Source organism: Prochlorococcus marinus CUG1415 (assembly GCF_017696015.1).
GTDB classification, from domain to species: domain Bacteria; phylum Cyanobacteriota; class Cyanobacteriia; order PCC-6307; family Cyanobiaceae; genus Prochlorococcus_A; species Prochlorococcus_A marinus_AE.
This window is the reverse complement of the sequence record NZ_JAAORL010000002.1, coordinates 95,300-116,169: the sequence shown is the minus strand read 5'-3', so window position 1 is coordinate 116,169 and position 20,870 is coordinate 95,300. Positions and strand designations below refer to the sequence as shown.

Annotated in this window: 22 protein-coding genes; 10 read left to right on the top strand and 12 right to left on the bottom strand. The window is 33.2% G+C overall.

Going from position 1 to position 20,870, the window contains the following annotated elements; genetic code table 11:
* Positions 1 to 59: 59 nt before the first annotated feature.
* Together psbC and psbD are read right to left on the bottom strand one after the other, a co-directional pair.
* On the bottom strand, positions 60 to 1,442 hold the full coding sequence (gene psbC, locus HA143_RS06750) for a photosystem II reaction center protein CP43 (protein ID WP_209084895.1): 1,383 nt from the start codon (positions 1,440 to 1,442) through the stop codon (positions 60 to 62).
* A complete protein-coding gene (gene psbD, locus HA143_RS06745) occupies positions 1,426 to 2,502 on the bottom strand; it encodes a photosystem II D2 protein (photosystem q(a) protein) (RefSeq protein WP_012008034.1) in 1,077 nt (358 codons plus the stop codon). Before psbD ends, psbC begins: the two co-directional genes overlap by 17 nt.
* Before the next feature lie 177 nt (positions 2,503 to 2,679).
* On the opposite strand from psbD, the gene HA143_RS06740 reads away from it, so the two are divergent.
* Positions 2,680 to 3,237: a photosystem I assembly protein Ycf4 gene (locus HA143_RS06740; protein ID WP_209084893.1), complete on the top strand. Its 558-nt coding sequence runs from the start codon at positions 2,680 to 2,682 to the stop codon at positions 3,235 to 3,237.
* A 47-nt stretch (positions 3,238 to 3,284) separates the two neighbouring features.
* Positions 3,285 to 3,890 (top strand): peptidylprolyl isomerase, encoded by a 606-nt coding sequence (locus tag HA143_RS06735; RefSeq protein WP_209084891.1) that lies wholly within the window; start codon positions 3,285 to 3,287, stop codon positions 3,888 to 3,890.
* On the opposite strand, the gene ilvN is transcribed toward HA143_RS06735, so the two are convergent.
* Positions 3,887 to 4,411 (bottom strand): acetolactate synthase small subunit, encoded by a 525-nt coding sequence (gene ilvN / locus HA143_RS06730; protein WP_209084889.1) that lies wholly within the window; start codon positions 4,409 to 4,411, stop codon positions 3,887 to 3,889. The genes HA143_RS06735 and ilvN overlap by 4 nt on opposite strands.
* Before the next feature lie 3 nt (positions 4,412 to 4,414).
* Positions 4,415 to 5,359 (bottom strand): alpha/beta fold hydrolase, encoded by a 945-nt coding sequence (locus tag HA143_RS06725; RefSeq protein WP_209084874.1) that lies wholly within the window; start codon positions 5,357 to 5,359, stop codon positions 4,415 to 4,417.
* A 93-nt stretch (positions 5,360 to 5,452) separates the two neighbouring features.
* Here HA143_RS06725 and petM point away from each other — a divergent pair, with 93 nt between their 5' ends.
* From petM to infA, 4 genes are all read left to right on the top strand, one after another.
* Entirely contained in the window at positions 5,453 to 5,551 is a 99-nt protein-coding gene (petM, locus tag HA143_RS06720; protein ID WP_011132786.1) for a cytochrome b6-f complex subunit PetM, read from the top strand.
* A gap of 57 nt (positions 5,552 to 5,608) precedes the next feature.
* A complete protein-coding gene (locus HA143_RS06715) occupies positions 5,609 to 6,571 on the top strand; it encodes an NAD(P)H-binding protein (RefSeq protein ID WP_209084872.1) in 963 nt (320 codons plus the stop codon).
* A gap of 54 nt (positions 6,572 to 6,625) precedes the next feature.
* On the top strand, positions 6,626 to 6,838 hold the full coding sequence (locus HA143_RS06710; RefSeq protein WP_209084870.1) for a hypothetical protein: 213 nt from the start codon (positions 6,626 to 6,628) through the stop codon (positions 6,836 to 6,838).
* A gap of 92 nt (positions 6,839 to 6,930) precedes the next feature.
* A complete protein-coding gene (gene infA / locus HA143_RS06705; protein ID WP_209084868.1) occupies positions 6,931 to 7,197 on the top strand; it encodes a translation initiation factor IF-1 in 267 nt (88 codons plus the stop codon).
* Between the two features lie 13 nt (positions 7,198 to 7,210).
* On the opposite strand, the gene trxB is transcribed toward infA, so the two are convergent.
* The 3 genes from trxB to HA143_RS06690 form a co-directional block, all read right to left on the bottom strand.
* On the bottom strand, positions 7,211 to 8,587 hold the full coding sequence (trxB, locus tag HA143_RS06700; protein ID WP_209084866.1) for a thioredoxin-disulfide reductase: 1,377 nt from the start codon (positions 8,585 to 8,587) through the stop codon (positions 7,211 to 7,213).
* Between the two features lie 79 nt (positions 8,588 to 8,666).
* Complete coding sequence (locus tag HA143_RS06695) at positions 8,667 to 8,891, bottom strand: hypothetical protein (RefSeq protein WP_209084864.1); 225 nt, start codon at positions 8,889 to 8,891, stop codon at positions 8,667 to 8,669.
* A gap of 166 nt (positions 8,892 to 9,057) precedes the next feature.
* Entirely contained in the window at positions 9,058 to 9,636 is a 579-nt protein-coding gene (locus HA143_RS06690; protein ID WP_209084862.1) for an EF-1 guanine nucleotide exchange domain-containing protein, read from the bottom strand.
* Between the two features lie 128 nt (positions 9,637 to 9,764).
* Between HA143_RS06690 and HA143_RS06685 the strand changes: the two genes are divergently transcribed.
* From HA143_RS06685 to HA143_RS06670, 4 genes are read left to right on the top strand one after another with little or no spacing between them, the layout of a single operon-like run.
* Positions 9,765 to 10,895 carry a Re/Si-specific NAD(P)(+) transhydrogenase subunit alpha gene (locus tag HA143_RS06685; protein WP_209084860.1) on the top strand — a complete coding sequence of 377 codons (1,131 nt, stop codon included), beginning with the start codon at positions 9,765 to 9,767 and terminating at the stop codon, positions 10,893 to 10,895.
* A gap of 13 nt (positions 10,896 to 10,908) precedes the next feature.
* Positions 10,909 to 11,202 (top strand): NAD(P) transhydrogenase subunit alpha, encoded by a 294-nt coding sequence (locus tag HA143_RS06680; RefSeq protein ID WP_025926772.1) that lies wholly within the window; start codon positions 10,909 to 10,911, stop codon positions 11,200 to 11,202.
* Between the two features lie 8 nt (positions 11,203 to 11,210).
* Positions 11,211 to 12,650, top strand: coding sequence for an NAD(P)(+) transhydrogenase (Re/Si-specific) subunit beta (locus HA143_RS06675; RefSeq protein WP_209084847.1), 1,440 nt, complete (start codon positions 11,211 to 11,213; stop codon positions 12,648 to 12,650).
* The gene (locus HA143_RS06670) at positions 12,631 to 13,716 is read left to right on the top strand and encodes an alpha/beta fold hydrolase (protein WP_209084846.1); all 1,086 of its coding nucleotides are present in this window, start codon (positions 12,631 to 12,633) and stop codon (positions 13,714 to 13,716) included. Before HA143_RS06675 ends, HA143_RS06670 begins: the two co-directional genes overlap by 20 nt.
* On the opposite strand, the gene HA143_RS06665 is transcribed toward HA143_RS06670, so the two are convergent.
* The 5 genes from HA143_RS06665 to HA143_RS06645 form a co-directional block, all read right to left on the bottom strand.
* On the bottom strand, positions 13,703 to 14,047 hold the full coding sequence (locus HA143_RS06665; protein ID WP_209084845.1) for a (2Fe-2S) ferredoxin domain-containing protein: 345 nt from the start codon (positions 14,045 to 14,047) through the stop codon (positions 13,703 to 13,705). The genes HA143_RS06670 and HA143_RS06665 overlap by 14 nt on opposite strands.
* A gap of 2 nt (positions 14,048 to 14,049) precedes the next feature.
* Positions 14,050 to 15,279 (bottom strand): 1-deoxy-D-xylulose-5-phosphate reductoisomerase, encoded by a 1,230-nt coding sequence (locus tag HA143_RS06660; RefSeq protein ID WP_209084844.1) that lies wholly within the window; start codon positions 15,277 to 15,279, stop codon positions 14,050 to 14,052.
* A gap of 82 nt (positions 15,280 to 15,361) precedes the next feature.
* The gene (gene cysS / locus HA143_RS06655; RefSeq protein ID WP_209084843.1) at positions 15,362 to 16,831 is read right to left on the bottom strand and encodes a cysteine--tRNA ligase; all 1,470 of its coding nucleotides are present in this window, start codon (positions 16,829 to 16,831) and stop codon (positions 15,362 to 15,364) included.
* Between the two features lie 24 nt (positions 16,832 to 16,855).
* Complete coding sequence (gene polA, locus HA143_RS06650) at positions 16,856 to 19,786, bottom strand: DNA polymerase I (RefSeq protein ID WP_209084842.1); 2,931 nt, start codon at positions 19,784 to 19,786, stop codon at positions 16,856 to 16,858.
* Positions 19,783 to 20,844: an efflux RND transporter periplasmic adaptor subunit gene (locus HA143_RS06645; RefSeq protein ID WP_209084841.1), complete on the bottom strand. Its 1,062-nt coding sequence runs from the start codon at positions 20,842 to 20,844 to the stop codon at positions 19,783 to 19,785. The genes polA and HA143_RS06645 overlap by 4 nt, the downstream gene beginning before the upstream one ends.
* Between the last annotated feature and the right edge of the window lie 26 nt (positions 20,845 to 20,870).

Here is a 20,870-nt window from a genome sequence, read left to right as displayed (position 1 = left end):
AAATTGAATAAAAAAAAACCCTATCAAAAGATAGGGCTTTTTTTATTATGGCTTAGAGTTTAATCTAAGTCAGGCATTTCTAAAGCGGGTTCACTCTTTCTGTCGATTCCTTTCTCGAAACCAGCAGCGGCAGCTCTAGCACGTCCAGCATGCCAAAGGTGACCGATGAATGTAAACCATCCTAGGAAGAATTGAGCTGAAGCTAACCATTGTCTTAGGTTGACGAAGTTAACAGCATTAGGCTCTGTAATAATTCCACCAACTGAGTTGATAGAAGCGTTAGGAGCATGAGTCATATATTCAGCAGCTCTTCTAACTTGCCATGGCTGAATATCGTTTTGGATTTTCTCAAGGCTTAATCCATTAGGTCCTCTAAGAGGCTCTAACCATGGTCCTCTGAAATCCCAAAATCTCATTGTTTCACCACCAAATATAATTTCACCTGTAGGAGATCTCATGAGATACTTACCTAAACCTGTTGGTCCCATTGTTGTGCCTACATTGGCTCCAATTCTTTGGTCTCTCACTAGGAAAGTAAAGCTTTGGGCCTGTGAGGCTTCAGCATTTGTAGGGCCATAAAATTCAGATGGGTAAGCAGTATTGTTAAACCATATAAATGTGGATGCAATAAAACTTGCTACACATATACCACCTAGTGCATAACTTAAAAGTCCTTCACCGTTCCAGATGAATGCTCTTCTTGCCCATCCAAAAGGTTTTGTAAATATATGGAATATACCTCCAAGGATTTCAATTACACCAACATATACGTGGCCACCAACTATGTCTTCAATGGAGTTAACACCGATTAGAGAACCGGCACCTCCCCATGGTGATCTAAAAAGATAACCAAAAATCACACTTGGATCCAAAGTTGGATTTATTAGTCGTACTTCTCCACCTCCAGGTGCCCAAGTATCATATGCACCGCCAATAAAACACCAGTTTACTGACCAAGCTAATGCACCTACACCTAGAACTATCAAATGGTAACCAAGAATGTTGGTCATTTGATTTTTATCTCTCCAATCAGTAGAGAAGAAAGGGAAATCTTGCTCAAGCTTTTCTGGACCAGCTAATGAGTGGTAAATTCCACCAAATCCAAGGACTGCTGAAGCTATTAAATGTACCACACCTACTTGGAAAAAAGGCATGATATCAGTAACTTCACCACCAGGTCCTATGCCATAGCCAAACATAGCTACATGAGGCATGCAGATTAGGGCTTGCTCCCACATTGGTTTATCAAAAGTAAAATGATTAACCTCATAGAGCATCATTGCACCTGCCCAGAAGACTATAAGTCCTGCGTGAGCGATGTGAGCTCCTAATAAACGTCCAGATAAATTGATTAGTCTAGCGTTACCTACATACCAGGCATAACCAGTCTCTTCAATACTTTGGTTTGGAGCTCTTAATAAATTATTAAAGGGCGTTTCCACGTGGAAGAACCTCCTCAGGGAATACAAAATTTTCGTGTGGTTGATCCACAGAAGACATCCATGCTCGCATACCTTCGTTCAAAAGTATATTTTTTGTATAGAAAGTTTCAAATTCAGGATCTTCTGCTGCACGGATCTCTTGGCTTACGAAATCATAAGCTCTTAAGTTTAGTGCTAAGCCGACAATACCAATTGAAGATGTCCACATACCCATAACAGGTACAAATAGCATCAAAAAGTGTAAGAAACGCTTGTTTGAAAAAGCAATACCGAAGATTTGACTCCAGAATCTATTTGCTGTAATCATTGAATAAGTTTCTTCTTCTTGAGTGGGGTCAAAAGCTCTAAATGTTGAACTTTGAACCTTTCCATCTGTATAAATACTTGTGTCTTCATACAATGTGTTTTGTACTGTAGCTCCATGAATAGCGCAAAGTAGAGCACCACCAAGAATTCCAGCTACTCCCATCATATGGAATGGGTTGAGAGTGATATTATGAAAACCTTGAATGAACAGGATATAACGGAAGATTGCTGCTACACCGAATGAAGGTGCGAAGAACCAACTATGCTGTCCTAAAGGATAAATAAGGAAAATACTTGTGAATACTGCAATTACTGCTGAGAAAGCTAATGCATTGTATGGTCTAATTCCAACAAGGCCAGCAATTTCAAACTGACGAAGCATAAAACCAATAAGGCCAAATACTCCATGTAATGCAACGAAGTTCCAAAGCCCACCAAGTTGTAGCCATCTAACGAAACTACCTTGGGCTTCAGGACCCCATAAAAATAGAAGACTGTGTCCCATGGCATCACCAGGGGTACTTACAGCTGCTGTTAAAAAGTTACAACCTTCAAGGTATGAGCTTGCAACTCCGTGAGTGTACCAAGAGGTAACAAATGTTGTTCCTACGAACCAACCACCTATAGCAAGATATGCACAAGGAAGTAAAAGTAGTCCGGACCAACCAATAAATACAAAGCGGTCGCGCTTTAACCAGTCATCGAGGATGTCAAACCATCCTCTTTGTGGAGCGCTCCCAACTGCTATCGTCATGAGAAATAGTTTTAGCTTCGGGATACGGTGTGACTGTAACAAAGATTGAGAGTAATGTGGGGAAAAATTTGTATATCTGAAATGCCTTGTAAAGCTTTCCTGACTTTTTTATTAAAAATTAGGTAAGAATACTCCCTTAGTTTGTTAAATTATTTGAATTAGGCCTTAAAAATAAAAATGAATTCAGAAATCACGTCTTTCGATAAAATCGAACAAAAAATTGGAGGGTCAAGAAAAATTTCTAATTACATTATCGGTGGAATGCTAACAATTGGGGGTATTGGTTTTCTTTTGGCCTCTTTATCTAGTTACACAGGAAGGGATTTATTACCTCTCGGGAATCCGTCAACTTTATTGTTCATACCGCAAGGAATAATAATGGGAGCCTATGGAGTAATAGCCAATTTATTAAATTTTTATTTATGGTATTTGGTTTATATAGACTTCGGTTCAGGAAGCAATTCTTTTGATAAAGCATCAAAATCTGTAGAAATAAAAAGAAAAGGGTTATTTAAAGAAATTGAAGTTAAATTTAATTTCGATGAAATTAAATCAGTTAAGTTAGACATAAGTGAGGGATTTAATCCTAGAAGAAGAATAGCTTTAGTACTCAAAGGTAGAAAAAAACCACTCCCTTTAAGCGAAGGAGGTGAACTTAAACCACTACTTCAAGTTGAAGAAGAAGGAGCGCGGCTGGCGAAATTCTTGAATGTTAATTTGGAGGGTTTAAAATAAAAAAAAATTTTTTATTAAAACCATTATCTTTTTTTCAGATTTTGTTTTTGGTATCATCTTGTAGTTTTAGAAATAAGATTGATTCAAATTATTACTGCCAAAAAAATAAATTAACTTGTAATAAAGTTAATAAAATAGTTAATTTTAAAACTTCAAAAGGTGATTTTGAGGTTGAATTGTTTGGTAAAGATAACCCAGTAACAGTATCAAACTTTCTAGAAAACATAGAAAATAATATTTATGTAAATCAAAAATTTTATAAAATAATAAATTATACCCAACTAAAATTTATACACGGAGGTGTTAATCCTGAAAATAAATTTTATATTGAACGAAATCAAACCCTAAATAAGACAAGTCCTTCAATACCATTAGAAATAAAATTCAAAGAAGAAATTAAACCAAGATACAACTATCAAATAAAAAATCCTAATGAAACTGAAAATTTAGTTAATACTTTTGAGAGTGGTTCAATAGCTATGGTTAAGACTAGTAAGAATAACTCTTCCTCTACTGAATTTTTTTTTGTAACTAATAAGATTCCAGAACTAGACGGAAGATATTCAATTTTTGGAAGAATTATTAAAGGATTTGATGTACTCGAAGAAATCAAGAAAGAAGACTATATAAAAGAAATCAAAATATATAATTAAATTTCTAGAGAATATTTGTTGATTTTTAACATTTCTGTATTCACTCCTGAAGAACGTTTAAGAGCGACCTTTCCAGTTCTTGCTATTTCAAGAATGCCGTAGGGTTCTAGTAATTTCTCTAAAGCAACTAACTTCCCAGGATCTCCCACTACTTCAAGTGTTAAGGCTATATCTGAAACATCAACAACTTTTGCACGGAATATCTGAACTATATCTAAGATTTTACTTCTGGTATCTTCTTTCGATGAAACTTTTAGTAACATCAATTCCCTCTCAACAGCTGGGAGATTAGTAAAATCTACAACTCCAAGAACATTAAATAACTTATTTAGTTGCTTAGTCATTTGTTGAAGAGTTTCATCGTCACCTTCTACAACCATTGTTAACCGTGAAATCCCTTTGGATTCTGCAGGTCCTACTGCGAGGCTATCTATGTTGAATCCCCTTCTGGCAAAGAGACCTGAGATTCTACTCAAAGCTCCGGATTCGTCTTCTACAAGTACTGATAGTGTATGTTTCATATTTTAAAAGGTTTTTAAATCTCTAATCCATTCATAAGAGATTCTATTGAATACTGAAGGGTCTTCATCATGGATACAATGTCCTGAATCGGATACTATTTTTAATTTTACCCATCTATAGAAATTTGCAATCTTTTTACCAATAAACAAAGGTATGAAATTATCTTTATCTCCCCAAATTAATAAAAAAGGAACTTTTTTTGAGGCGCTAAGTTTTCTTAAAAGGTAGGAGGCTTGAAATTTTTCATCTCTTGAAGACATTCCAATACACATTGCTCTTAATGATCTAGCTGAAGTACTCCTTAAGACTGGTTTTATTACTAAATCTATTAGTTCGTGATCAATATTATCTTTTTTGAAATAGGCATAATTTAGACCCAGTCTTATAACCCCTAATTTGGTTATTAAAAATAAAATAATCTCTAAAGGGAAAAATATAAAAAATATTGTTATGAATCTATCTTTAAATTTTTTCAATAATTGATTCTTTGTTATTTTCTTGTTTTTTTCCTGAATTTGATCTGGTAGAGGCGATGCAATAACTGTTGCAATCTGGTCCTCTAATGAAACAGCACATGTTAAAGCCACTAATGATCCAAGGGAATTGCCAATAAGAATGACTTTACCAGAATTCTTTGGTCTTATGACCTGTGCAATAAAGTCTTTCACTTGGTTACACCAAATCTCATTATTTAATCTACCAATTTGTCTTATTCCAGGTTGATCTGAATCTCCAAACCCTATTAAATCTAAAGAATAAGAAGCACAATTCCTTTTTGCGAAATATTCTAAATTGTTTCTCCAATGTTTTCGACTAGCACCAAATCCGTGGAGAAAGATAATTGGAATTTTATTTTCTTCGCCTATAACACTCCAACAAATTTTAAAACCATTCCAATTCCAGTAATTAGGATAATTAATATTTTCTTCTTTAAAATTGGGATTCATATATTCAAAAATTTTCAAGATATTTGCATTATCTACTTTTTTGACAAATAATTGTATATTGAATGTAAATTATAGTAATCATTAAATTTTACTATGGCTAAAGAAATTTTTAGTATTGCGGCAGTTTTCTGGATACTGATCCCAATAGGATTGGTTGGTGGTGCATTATTATTAAAGTTTCAGGGAGATTGATTCTCACGAATAGATAACAAAGTGAGTTATGTTCTACAGGTTAAGTAAATCCTAAATATGAAGATTCTTTTAGTAGGAGCAACAGGTACTCTTGGAAGGCAAATAGCAAAGCAAGCTATAGAAGATGGACATCAAGTAAGATGTTTTGTGAGAAATCCAAAAAAAGCTTCTTTTCTACAAGAGTGGGGTTGTGAATTAACAAAAGGCAATTTATTAAATTATTCCGATATTGAATATTCATTGCAAGATATTGAAGTTGTTATTGATGCGGCAACTAGTAGACCGGATGATCCTAGAAGTATTTATGAAATAGATTGGAATGGAAAACTCAATTTATTCAATGCTTGTGAATCCTTAAATGTAAAAAGAGTAATATTTCTTTCAATACTTCTAACAGAAAAATTTAGAAATGTTCCATTAATGGATATTATATATTGTACTGAAAAACTTCTTGAGAATTCTGACCTAGAATATACAATCTTCAAATGTGCAGCTTTTATGCAAGGAGTTATAGGTCAATTTGCTATCCCAGTCTTAGATAGTCAAGCAGTATGGATAAGTGGAACTAAAACGAAAATTGCTTATATGAATACTCAAGATATGGCTAAATTTATTGTCGCAGCAGTAAATAATCCAAAAACTTATAGAACATCATTGCCATTAGTTGGTCCCAAAGCATGGGATTCAAACGAAGTTATATCCCTATGTGAAAAAACTAGCGAAAAAAAAGCTAAAATTTTTAGAGTTTCCCCCTTCCTTATTACTGTGACTCAAAAAGTAGTTTCTTTTTTCCAAGATTCTTTAAATGTAGCTGAAAGATTAGCTTTTGCAGAAGTAACCAGTAGTGGAGAATCATTAGATGCTGACATGAGCAAAACCTACGAAATATTGGATCTAAAAAAAGAAGATATTACATCACTAGAGATTTATATCAAAGACTATTACCAACAAATACTGAAAAGATTAAGGGAAATGGAAGCAGATCTAAATATTGAGGAAAAAAAGAGATTACCTTTTTAATATTGCAATTCTAGTCTTTTATAGTATATTTGTACCATATACCTATTATTTGTTATGTCTGTTTCCAGGTCTAAAAATCTAGAACGAAAACTAGATAATTTTGCAAAAGATGCAAAGAATGAATTGAATAACGTCTGCGGATCTTCATTATGGGAAGGCCTTGGCTTTGTTTTTTTTGATCAATTAGAAGATCCTGGAAAAATTGCGAAGGCTAATTTTTACTATGGTCAACTTCAAATAATTAATGAAATTAAATTTTCAATTTAAAGTGAATTACATATTTTTCAGTTGGTAATTTTTCTTAAATCAATTTTGACCAATCTTTTTCTGATAATATAAATTTAGCAAAAAATTAATTAATGATTGAAACTTCAGGTGTAATAGAAAAAGAGCAGGGAAATGGATTTTATTTGGTTACCTTAGAGCAACCTGAAGGACATCAATGTTTATGCAGAGCTGCAGGTAAATTGACTAAATTTAGAATTAAATTATTGGCTGGGGACAAAGTATTAGTTGAGATAAGCCCATATGATCTTTCTAGAGGGAGGATAACTTATCGAGAAAGGAATGCAGGTGGTGGTGCTAGACCTGCAACTAACAAAAATAATCCTAAAAGGAATAGATAACTAAACAGTTACTTTAGATAATATTTTTTATAGCTTCTTTAAACTCACTTCTTTGCTTGACACCTTGCCATTGTTTTTTTAATAATTTTTCTTTAAAAAGCTGAACTGTAGGTGTGCCGTTAATACCAGCTTGTTTTGCAATATCTTGATCTTTATCAATATCTATTTCAACGCCGAGCACTGCACCATCTAGTTCTTTAATAACCCTTTTTAATTGAGGTTTCAAAACATGACATGGGCCGCAGCTTGGGGAACTAAAAATAACTAAGAGAGGTTTTTTACTCTCGTGATAAAGTTTCCTTAATGCATAACTGCCTTTTTGCCATTCAGAGTTTGAATCGAAAGTATCTTCATTAACTTCCTCTTCATTAAAATCTGATGAATTAAGTTTTTTTTCTGGTTCGGGGGTTGCTCTGACTATAGTTTTTGCTAAGTTCTTCTCGGATAGCCACCTTTCAGTAGCTAATGCTGCCATGCATCCTGTCCCTGCAGCAGTAACTCCTTGTCTCCACTCTGAATCTACAACGTCACCTGCTGCAAAAATGCCTTCAATAGATGTCTCTGGGCGCCCTGATTTGCAAGCAATATATCCTTTATTATCTAAATCAATTTTTTTGCCTAAGAACTTAGTATTAGGTGTATGTCCTATTGCATAAAAAAGACCCTTAATATTAATTTCCCCTTTACCTTCTTGCGAGTGAATAGTTTCTATTTTTTCAAGCCATTCAGAACCATTAGCTTTTTCTACTTTTGTGTCCCAGTGGATTTCAATTTTTGGATTAGCTTTTACTCTATCAACCATTGCGGCGCTAGCTCTTAATTTCTCTGATCTAACAATTAAATGCACTTTGCTTCCATATTTTGTAAGGTATACCGCTTCTTCACATGCAGAGTCTCCTCCTCCTATAACAGCTAATTCTTCATCTCTGAATTGTGGAGTTGCTCCATCACAAATTGCACAAGCGCTTATTCCTTTGCTCCAGAATTTATCTTCATTTATTACTCCTAATCTATTTGCACTTGCTCCAGTTGCAATAATAATTGAGTTTGCTTTTATCGTTCCTTCTAGAGTTTTTATTTCAAAGGGATGTAAATCAGTATTAATTGAGACAACATCACTTTCGTATAAATTTGTACCCCATCTTTCCGCTTGAGCCTTCATGAGATCCATCAATTCAGGACCTAGTACTCCATCTGGGAATCCTGGAAAATTTTCAACAAATGTTGTAGTCATTAATTGACCGCCTGGAATACCACCGGAATTAAATCCTGTTACAAGCAAAGGTTGAAGATTTGCTCGTGCTGCATATATTGCTGCAGTATAACCTGCAGGGCCAGAGCCTATAATTACAACATTTTCTACGTTTGAATTTTTCTCTTTATTTTCCATTTATTTTCTAATTCCACTACTAATAATAATAAATAAACCCAAATAATGTAGGTCGGATTTCACACGATCGATTTATTATTTAATCGCTGACTTTTTGGTCTAATGATTCTTTTAATTCCTTTGGGAAGATTAATAATGAATCTTTTATATTTTCACTCTTTTCTCCAATATGTAGTATCCACTCTCTAAATTCTTCTGAGATAGCATAACTGTCTTCATATTTTTCTAAAGTATCCATTACAGAAATTCTGTTGGTAGCCCAACAGGTCGATATATCAATCCTTTTTCTAATGAAATTTTCCATTTAAACTTAAAAAGTTCTTAATAGATAAGCACAAGAGATAATATATATATGGTCTAATAAGTTACAACTTTGTACTTCAAAACAATAATTTAATTTTTAATTTATATTTGAGCTTATTTTTGAGGCAATTATAAAGAAAATATAAAGAAAATATAAAGAATTAGGGTTAAACTGCTTCGCTGTGATTTGCAAGTAGCCTTTCTACTTCCTCGAAACCCTCTTTGGCTGAATTTATTGCAAGTTCTTCGCTAATTTTTTCTTCTGATATTAATTTTGCAGATATTTTCTTCAAAAGAGTTTCTTTTTTTTCTCTTAGTGAACTAACAATTTCTTCTTCAATGATAGATTTTATTGCTTTAGAAATTATTTTTTTGTCATTTGCTTCTTCAAATGTTCCTTGGACTAATTCCTGAATAAATAATCGATGCACCTCACTACTCCTTAAAAAGCTTTCTGTGGCATTGATAATTCCTTCAACAAGAGCTTCATCAGGCTCAGAATCATTTTCTGCAAGCTTGAATTCCCAATCTAAATGCCTTCTTTGCCAACCTGCAGAGTGTAGACTGGGCATGACTGTCTGAGAATAAGTATCAACTGACATTTCATAAATTCTCTCGGCTAATTTCTCGCACCAATCTTTACCATGCTTTTCTAGATTTTTTTGCATAGCTTGTCTTGGAACAGCATGACCACCATGATGACTATGACATACTCCATCAGGACATTCGATTGCTTTTATACTCATTTGGATTATTTAGTACTTATATATTCTACATAGCTATTTTTTATAGAAAAGAAAATATATTTTTAACAAAAATCCAAGACTTTTGACTTTCTTCAATTTATATTTAGTATGTTAAAAAAATAAATAAATTGACAAAGATACTTATTCCTTCCGAAACATGCTCTGGTGAAAGAAGAGTTTCAGCTACACCAGAAGCGGTAAAGAAATTAAAAAGCCTAGGATGTGATGTTTATATTGAAAGTTCAGCAGGAAAATTATCAGGATTTAGTGACTTATCATATGAAGAATCGGGTGGAACAATAATTAATAACCTAGATCAAAAAATTTGGGGTGAAGCGGACTTAATATTTTGTGTTCAAACCCCTTCAGAGGATAATTTAACTAAATTAAAGAAAGGAGCTGTTCTTCTTGGTCTCCTTAACCCATATGGTAATAAAGAGCTTCTTAGAATTATAAATAGTAATAAGATTTCAGCTTTATCACTAGAGTTGCTTCCGAGGATTAGTAGAGCTCAATCTTCTGATGTTCTTTCTTCACAGGCTAATATTGCTGGATATAAAGCAGTTCTTTTAGCGGCAAGTGAGTTAGATAGATATTTCCCAATGCTTATGACTGCAGCAGGGACAGTCCAACCTGCCAAAGTAGTGGTTCTAGGTGGAGGAGTTGCAGGATTGCAGGCAGTTGCTACAGCAAAAAGACTTGGTGCAATAGTTTTTGTATCTGATATTAGACCTGCTGTTAAAGAACAAGCAGAGTCCTTAGGAGCAAGATTTATAGAACTTCCTGAAGTGGACGAAAAGCCAGGAGAGGCAGGAGGTTATGCAAAAGCCGTAACACCTGAATTCCTTTCAAAACAGAAGGCTACTTTAACTAAATATTTATCTGAAGCTGATGTTGCTATTTGTACTGCGCAAGTTCTAGGTAAAAAGGCCCCTGTTTTAATAGACTCTTCAATGATTGAAAAAATGAGGTCTGGTGCAGTAGTGATTGACTTGGCAGTTTCTCAAGGAGGTAACTGCGAAGGAACAAAATCAAATGAAACTATTATCAAAGATGGTGTAAAACTTATAGGGGCTGGCGAATTACCCTCATCAGTTCCTTACGATGCAAGTTCACTTTATGCTAAGAACTTAACATCTTTGATTACACCATTTATAAAAGATGGTGTAATTAAATTAGATAAAGAGGATGAACTCATTTCTGGTTGTTTATTAAGCGATGAAGGAGTTGTCCTTCAAAATAAAGTTTTTGAAAATTGAGGTTTTTAAAATTATGTCTTTTATAAGTCTTCTTTGGGTCCTTTTACTTGGTAGTTTATTAGGCCTTGAGTTAATTGGAAAAGTTCCTCCTACTCTTCACACACCTCTAATGAGCGGAGCAAATGCAATTTCAGGAATCACAATGCTGGCAGCATTGACTTTAATTGTAAAAGCAGAAGGCAACTTACCACTTTTAATTATTGGTTCAGTTTCTCTTGGATTCGCTCTTTTCAATGTAGTGGGCGGCTTTTTTGTAACTGATCGAATGCTGGCAATGTTTAGCCGTAAACCATCAAATAAGAAGTAATTTTTAGTATGACTCTACCTGAAATCATCAAATTCGTTATTGACCTTCTAGCTGTACTTTTACTGGCTTTGGGAATAAAAGGATTGTCAAAAGTAAAATCAGCAAGGGATGCTAATAGATTAGCTGCATTTGCAATGTCTTTATCAGTAATAGGATTACTATCCTATTATCTGGGGACATCTGGAATTGCTATTCAGTCTTGGATTTGGATAATAATTGGATCAATCATTGGTAGTTTGTTCGGAGCAATACTTGCAAAAAAAGTACCGATGACCTCCATGCCTGAAACAGTTGCATTGTTTAATGGTTGTGGTGGAATGTCATCACTTTTAGTCGCCTTGGGAGTAGCTATTTTCCCGATATCTAATAGAGCAGCAAATCTTGATTTTTTTAAGTCAATGATTAACGAAGTTTCTATATCTGTTTCAATATTTGTAGGTGCAATAACTTTCACTGGTTCAATTGTCGCAATGGCAAAGTTACAGGGTTGGTTGTCAACTCCAGGATGGACTCAGAGCAAAGTTAGACATTTTGTAAATATTGTTTTTGCAGTTGCTTCCTTGATAGCGTTTTTTGACTTGATAAACGGCAATATAAGTTCTATTTGGCTTTTAGTTATAGTTTCTTCTTTATTAGGTATAGGAGTTACTTTGCCAATTGGTGGAGCTGATATGCCAGTTGTTATATCTTTATTAAATAGTTATTCAGGGATCGCAGCAGCAGCAGCAGGTTTTGTTGTAGATAGTCAGCTTTTGATAGTGGCAGGCGCAATGGTTGGAGCAGCAGGTCTAATACTTACTCAAGTGATGTGCAGGGGGATGAATAGATCTTTGGTCTCAGTACTTTTTGGAGGATCTTTATCTGCGCAAAGTACGGCCTCTTCTGGATCAGGAGAATATACAAATATAACTTCTTGCAGTGTTGAAGAATGTGCATTGACTTTAGAGGCAGCAAACAAGGTAATAATTGTTCCTGGTTATGGTCTCGCGGTAGCTCAGGCTCAACATACTTTAAGGGAAGTGACAAAAAAACTAGAGCAAAGTGGTATTGAAGTTGTTTATGCAATACATCCTGTAGCAGGGAGGATGCCTGGACATATGAATGTACTTTTAGCAGAAGCTGATGTTCCTTACGAACAACTTAAAGAAATGGATGTTGTGAATCCTGATTTCCCAGCAACGGATGTTGTTTTAGTTTTAGGAGCAAATGATGTAGTTAATCCTCAGGCGAAAAATGATAGTTCTTCTCCTTTATATGGCATGCCAGTTCTTGATGTGCAGGAAGCAAGAACGGTATTTGTAATTAAACGAGGTATGAGTGCAGGTTATTCCGGAATAAAAAATGATCTATTTGATCTGCCCAATACTTCTATGGTCTTTGGCGATGCAAAGAAGGTATTAAATGATCTAATTGCAGAATTAAAGGATCTTGGAGTTGGGGAGAAATAATAGTATATCTTCAATTTTTTCAGATTACTTAAAAAATAATTCATTTCGACAAGTCTTTCCTTGGATAGGTGGCGACTTACAAACTTTGAGAGATACTTTTGTTATTGATTTTGGTAAATCAAAAAAAAATAAAAAAATATTCTTTCCTATTAATAAAATTCTTTCTGAAAAATTTGAATGTGATTATCTTCTGGGATTTTTAGAATTACCTGAAAACTTAAGCTATCCCAGGGGTTTTGTTATCGTTATACATGGGTTAGGGGGCTCAACTAAACGTTTTGGGTTAAGAAGAATCTCTAGGAAATTAGCAAATAATGGTTTTGGAGTTCTTAAATTAAATTTAAGAGGGTCTGGGTCTGCGAGATATCTAGCTAAAGGAAATTATTGTGCTAGATGCTCTAGTGATGTTATTACAGCAATAAAATATTTTAAAAAATTAATTAATTTAGAGTTCAAAGATCTCATTAAAATGAATAATCTTCCAATCTACGGTGTTGGATTATCTTTAGGTGGCACAATTCTTTTAAATGCTTGCTTAGATTACGATGAAAACAAGGGAGAAAAACTTTTAGATGGCCTAGCCTGCGTAAGTAGTCCTTTAGATTTATCATCATGCAGTCTTTGTATTGAAAAATCTAGAAATTATATCTACCAAAAATGGTTACTTCACCGACTAAAAAATCAGTTATGGGAAGGATTTAATGATGAAGGAAAACTTCTTAATAACGAGAAATTAAGAAAAAAAATTAGAAGTTTAAAAAGTATAAGGGAATTTGATCAGAAATTTACAGCTCCTAGTTGGGGATTTAATTCTTTAGAAGATTATTATATTAAAGCTTCTCCAATATTTAGAGTCCAAAACTCAATAAAAAAATTACCTAAAATGCTTTTTATTCATGCCAAGGATGATCCTTGGGTTCCATATAAGGATACTTTGAATTTAAGAAAAGAACTTATTGATAAATTTACTATTCTTATAACTGAGAAAGGAGGTCATAATGGGTTTCACTCGATTAATGGCTGCTGGTCAGACGAAGTCGTAAAGAACTGGTTTATAAGTATCTAGGACTATTTAAAAATGGTGTTTTTTTAAAAATCCATTTTTCTATTGGCTTGTCGTTAATAATATGTGAGGTAAAAATTTCTGAAATTTTTTCTGGAGAAACTTTCTCGTACCAAATACCATCTGGCCAAACAAGAAGAATTGGGCCGTTCTTACATATCCTTAAACAGTCGGCTTTTGATCTTAATATATGAACGTTTTTTGTAGAGGGATCATTCTCAAATTTTTTTAAAGTCTTTTTAAGACATTCCCATGTTTTTTGACCTTCATTGCCTTTAAAGCATTTCTGTTTTGTGGGTGTTGCGCATAGTAGAATATGCTTTTTAATATTCACTTTTATCCAATACTTACGTATTTTTTTCCTTTTTTAATTTCTTGCTCAACAAAAAGTCTGGCCCAATTGTCTACTTCAAGAATATCCTCCAATTCGGGACTCAAATTCAAATTCTCCATATGTGATTCGCAAGCTTTACTTATAAATGTCGGAATTTCTTGAAAAGAAATTTTTTCTTTAAGGAATTGTTCAACAGCCATTTCATTAGCAGCATTTAAGACTGCAGGCATAGTCCCAGAAGATTTTCCTGCGGCATAGGCAAGTCCCATGCATGGATATTTAAACTCGTCTGGATCTTTAAAAGTTAATTTTCCAATTTCACTTAGGTTTAATCTTTTCCAATTTGTTTTAAATCTTTCAGGCCAACTCATCGCATATAAAATAGGTAGTTTCATATCCGGCCAACCTAATTGAGCTAATACTGAAGAATCTTCCATCTCAATCATTGAATGAATAATACTTTGAGGGTGGATAACTATTTCGATATTTTCGTAAGAGGTCCCAAATAAATAATGAGCTTCTATAACTTCTAATCCTTTATTCATAAGAGTTGCAGAATCTACAGTTATTTTTTTCCCCATATCCCAATTAGGATGTGAAGTCGCATCTTCCACTGTGACATGCTTTAAATCCTCAACTGCCCAATCTCTGAAAGCACCACCAGAAGCTGTTAAATGTATAGCTTTTAAACCTTTAGGGATCTCTCCTGTTGAAAAATCTGCATTTTCATAATTGGGTAATCCTTGTAAACATTGAAATATAGCAGAGTGTTCTGAATCAGCAGGTAAAAGCCTACTATTATTTTTCTTTAATGCAGGAATAACAATTGGCCCTGCCGCAATTAAAGTTTCTTTGTTAGCAAGTGCAATATTTTTACCCGCATTAATTGCTGACATTGTTGGAATTAAGCCTGCACAGCCTACTATTCCTGTAACTACAGTATCTGCTTTATCCCATGCTGCAACTGTGTTAATCCCCTCCTTCCCACTCAAAACCAAGGGAGCACTATCCAAATTTAAGTTATTAATATTATCTTTTAAATCTTCTATAAGATTTTCATCCTCAATCGCAACTACTTCTGGTTTATGTGTTTTAACTTGTTCGGTTAATAAATTAATATTTCTTCCTGCCGAAAGAGCTACGGCTTTAAACTTATCAGGCTGCTCACTAGCTATTTCGAGAGTTTGAGTCCCAATTGAACCAGTAGAACCGAGCACAGTAATGTATTTCAATTTTCTCTTATATTTCTAATATCTTCCCATTTAAAGGTGTATTTAAAAAACAAAAATTTCAAATTGGTTTTTTTCTTAAAATTTAGACCCTTATCCATGTTGTTATATCCTTTGATTGATCAATAAGTTCAATACCTTTTTCTTTTAACAAATTCCTAATTTCATCAGCCTTCGTATAATTCTTTTCCTTTTTTGCTTTCAATCTTTCATTAATAAGCGTTGATATTTCTTCTTCTGTTATTTTACTTTCTTTTACTAAAACTTCTTTTTTTAGACCAAGTACCTCAGTCAACTTTTCAAGAGTTTTAAAATTCTCAAGTAGAAAGAATTTTTCATTTAGGTCTATTTTAAAACCTTCGACCCTTTGAAATTGGTTTAAAAAGTTTTTTAATGGTTTTGCTAAATCGTAAATAATTGCAATAGCACCTGCTGTATTAAGGTCATTTCCCAGAGCCTCAGAAAATTTAAGCTTTTTTTGAGATAATTCAAAGCTTATTTTCTCTTTATATTCTTCTTCGATAGATTCATTTTTATTAATAGATCTAAAAGCACCTTTTGTAAGGTCCATAAAAGAAAGGGCTACATTAATGTTTTTCCAAGCTTCTGAAGCACTCCTTAAAGCTTCTTCAGTAAAATCAAGTGGTTTTCTATAATTCACAGTCATAACAAAATATCGCAAAGTCATAGGGCTTATACCTGAATTAATTAGCTCTCTGATAGTTTTAAAATTTTTAAGGGATTTACTCATCTTTTGTCCATTTACATTGACCATCCCATTGTGTAACCAATAGTTCGCTAGCTTTTTGCCATTGGCTGCTTCTGATTGGGCGATTTCATTCTCATGATGTGGAAAAATCAAATCAGAACCACCTAAATGAATATCAATAGTATCTCCTAATTCATCTTTAACCATCGCCGAACATTCAATATGCCATCCTGGCCTACCTTTTCCCCATGGTGAATCAAAAAATGGTTCATCATCTTTGGCTTTTTTCCATAGTGCAAAATCTTGCGGATTAAGTTTTTTACTATTTTCATTATTAGCCATTCTTCCTTGCTGATTGATATTTTGTTCTTGTATATTTTGATTACTTAGCTTTCCATAATTTTTATTTTTAAAAACAGAATAATAAACATCTCCATCCCTAGAGTATGCATAACCTTTGTCCTCAAGGATTGTTATGAAGGAGCAGATATTGCATATATGATTCGTTGCTCTTGGCATACTATCCGGACGCATTATTCCTAAAGAATCCATATCTTTATGAAATTCAATGATATTTTTTTCAGATACTTCCTTCATTGAACTGCTTTCTTCTTTAGCTCTTTTTAAGATTTTGTCATCAATATCTGTAAAATTTTGAACATACTTCACTTTGAAATCACTGTAAATTAAAAATCTTCTCAATACATCCCAAGCTATATAACTTCTGGCATGACCAAGATGACATAAATCATAAACAGTTACTCCACAACAATAAATTTTTACTACATCATCAATAGGCTTAAAAACCTCAACTCTTTTGCTTAAAGTATTAAAAAGTTTGATCATCTTAAATTAAGTATTTCATAAGGTTTATTTTGTCTCCATCCAATTGTCTCCAATACCAATATCAACTAAAAGAGGCACATTTAATTTTACACAATCTTCCATAGTCTTCTTTACTAATTTCGTCGTAAATTCCAAAGAATCTAGTTCAACTTCAAACAGTAATTCATCATGTACTTGTAAAAGCATTTTTGCGGGAACATTCATTTCTATGAATTTCTTATTTAGTTGAACCATTGCAATTTTAATAATGTCTGCACTTGAACCCTGAATTGGTGCATTAGCTGCGGCTCTTAATGACTGTGCTTCCATGCCAGCCCTTCTTGCAGATTGCAGGTCAATTTCGTAAGGATCTTTCCCTATTAATCTTCCAAGTCCATTTTTATCAAACTTAAATTCTCTTTTTCGACCAAAAATTGTTTTTACATAACCTTTTGATAAGGCAAGCCTTTCTTGGAGTTCAAGAAATTTGAAAATTTTTGAATATCTTTCTTTGTATTTTATTAGGAATTCTTTTGCCTCTGGAGTACTTACTCCTGTTGAACGGGCAAACTTTTTTATCCCCATACCATAGATAACTCCAAAATTTATTGTTTTCCCAACTCTCCTTTCGTCGGATGATATTTCTTCTTTCTCGAAAATTAATCTTGCAGTCAAAGAATGAATGTCATCATTTTTATGAAACGCATTAATTAGTATTTCTTCATCCGCTAAGTGAGCAAGTATTCTTAATTCGATCTGAGAATAATCAGCTGATAAAAGTTTCCAATTTTTTTCAGGCAAGAATGCTTTTCTGATTCTCCTACTAAATTCAGTCCTGATCGGGATATTTTGAAGATTAGGATTGCTACTACTTAGTCTCCCAGTAGCTGTAGCAGCTTGATTAAAGTTTGTATGAACTCTTCCTGTCTTTTCGTTAATAAGATTTGGAAGAGCATCAATATAGGTGCTAAGTAATTTGCTAAGAGTTCTGTGTTTTATTAAATGTTGGATTATTTCATGTTCGTCGATTAATCTTTCAAGAACTACTGCATCTGTACTCCATCCTGTTTTTGTTTTCCGTGATTTTTTCTTATCCAAATTTAATTTTTCAAACAAGATCTCACCAAGTTGTTTTGGTGAAGATAGATTAAAAGTCTCCTCTGCTAATTCATAAACTTTACTTTCAATATCTTCTAAGGTACTTTTTAGTTCTTTTGAGAGTTTATGTAAATAAGGGATGTCGATGGTTATTCCATTCATTTCCATTTGAGACAATACCGGCTCTAAGGGCAGCTCGATTTCTTCGAACAATTTGATTAATTCATTTTTTTCTGTTGAAAATCTTTCTTTAAAATTTTTGACAATCTTAAAAGTTAGAAATACATCATAACCGCAGTAAATGCTTGCTTCATCAATATCAACGAATGAAAAGTCTTTATTTTTACCAACTGTTTCTTTAAATGAAGGGGGCTTAAATCCAAATAATCTAAAACTAATTTCACTTAACCCATGCTTCTCCTGATTATTTAGAAGGTAGTCTGCTAACAAGGTGTCAAAGGTTACGCCTTTAAGATCAAGTCCATGATTAAAAAATATTTGCCTATCAAATTTAGAATTTTGGAGTGCTTTTTCTTTTTTTGGATCTTCTATCCAAGTTCTTAGTTTTGAGAAAACATCTTCAATTGATAATTGATTGGGAGTCTCTTTTTTTGTTTGATGACCAAGAGGTATATAAAATAAATCATCAGTTTCTTCTCCAAGACATAACCCTATCCCGACAAGCTCTGCATCGATTGGATTTAAACTATTGGTCTCTGTATCTAAAGAAACTATCCCATTGGTCTTGTCTAATCTTTGAATTAATTTATCAAGTAATTCAAAATCATTTACAACAGCTACTTTGATTTTAGGAATTTTATTTTCAATATTTTCTAATTCATTTTTACTAGAGAATTTTGAATCTTTCTCATCCTCTTTAGCTAAATTGTTTTTGTCAAAACCACCTTTGCTAAAAGTTGAATTGAAAATATCAATTTGCCTTAGTAATGTTGATAATTCTAGTTTTTGCAATGACTCTGAAAGAAGTTCTTGATTTATATTTTTTAATTCATAACCATCACTTAATATTAAAGGTACTTCAGTATTGATTTTTGCTAAATCCCTGGAAAGAAAAGCATTATGCTTATCATTTTTGAGTTTTTCTATAATTGAACCTTTGATGCATCCTTTATATTTTTTATCATTATTCTGTAGAATCTTATCTAAAGCTTGATAGATTCCATCAAGTGTGTAGTTTTCTTTAAGCAAATTAATTGCAGTTTTTGGACCCACCCCTTTAATACCCGGAATATTATCAGAACTATCACCCGTAAGAGCTTTTAGATCTACTACTCTTTCTGGGGCAACACCTAATTTTTCTTTTACTCCATTTTCATTAATAAGGGTTGGATTTCCACTTTTCGCATATGGACCACCACCCATATAAAGGACATAAATATCTTTTTGATCATCAACTAATTGAAATAAGTCCCTATCTCCAGAAAGAATATTCACGCACCATCCTTTAGAAGAAGCGTCATTTGCAATCGTTCCTAGGAGATCATCTGCTTCATAACCTGGACATTTAAAAATTGGTAAATTAAGACTTTCTTCTAAGATGATTTCTAGTTGTTCAATATCCTGAAAAAAAACATCAGGTGCCACATCTCTATTTGCCTTATAATTTGGATCTAATTCATGCCTGAAAGTAGGTTTTTCTGTATCAAAAGTAATACATACACCCTCAGGACTAATATTTTTGCAATTATCCATAAGGCTTTTTAGAAATCCATAAGTGACACTTGTTGGGAACCCCTCTTTTGTAGTTAAACCTCCATCAATCCCTTTGCTAAATGCATAGAAGCTTCTAAAAGCAAGTGAATGTCCATCGACTAAAAGTAAAATTGGTTTTTTAGAGTTTTCAGTTTTTAAACTCATTTTCTTTTCTTAGCCCAAGGTGGAATATCAATAAAGATTTTCTCTCCAGGTTCTAATCCATCAATAACTGATGTTTTATTTCCACTACTAATACCAATTTCGATTTTTTCAAATTTTGGAGAATTGTTTTCATCGACTTTTAAAATTCCCTTTTCACCTTTTTCTGTGACAATAGAAACTGTTGGCACTAGGATTTTCTCTTCATTACCTTCAACTCTAAATTCAAGATCAGCAGTCATTCCAATTTTAATTTCTTCAGAAATATTTTTAAAATTTAAAGTTACTTCAAATGAGGTTACATTATTATCTTTTACAGCTCTTGTAGCTATTTTTTTAACTATGGCAGTATATTTTTTTGAGGGATAAGCCTCAATTCTTACAGAAGCTTCTTGACCTGTTTTTATTCTGCCAATGTCACTCTCAGGAACTTTGGCAACAATTTCGAGCCCCTCCGATAGTTCAAAAATAAAATTTTTGGTTTTAGAGTCTGAACTTAAATTTGTACTTGGAGTAATATAAGATCCTACCTCTGCATATTTTGCAGTTATCTTTCCTCCATAGGGCGCTTTAATTAGATAGAAACTTTTTTCAGCTTTTGCATCATTAAGTTTGGCTCTACTAATGTTGTAGTTATTTTTATAGCCTTCATAATCTTCTTTGCTTACTGCACCTTCTTGATATAAGTATTCCCTCCTTAAAAATTCAGATTTTAGTTTTTTTACATTTAATTCAAATTCTTCAATTTTATATATGAAGTCTTCATCATCAAGAGAAGCTAAAACCTGACCTTTTTCTACAAGATCTCCCTCCTCTACTTTAATTTCTTTAATTACACCTTGCTTCCTAGGCCCAATATTACTTGTTCTAATTGCTTTTACTTCACCACTAGTATTAATTGAATCAGATAGGATTCCTTTTTCAACTTGAACTACAAAGTCAGAGATATCTTTTGATTTATTTTTCTTGAAGGAATTTGTTATGAAAACAAAAAATATAGCTAAAGAAAGCAATATAATTCCACTTCTTAGGTTTATATTTTTTTTAATTAAATCAAGCATTTCTTTTGAAGACTAGCAATTGAGAA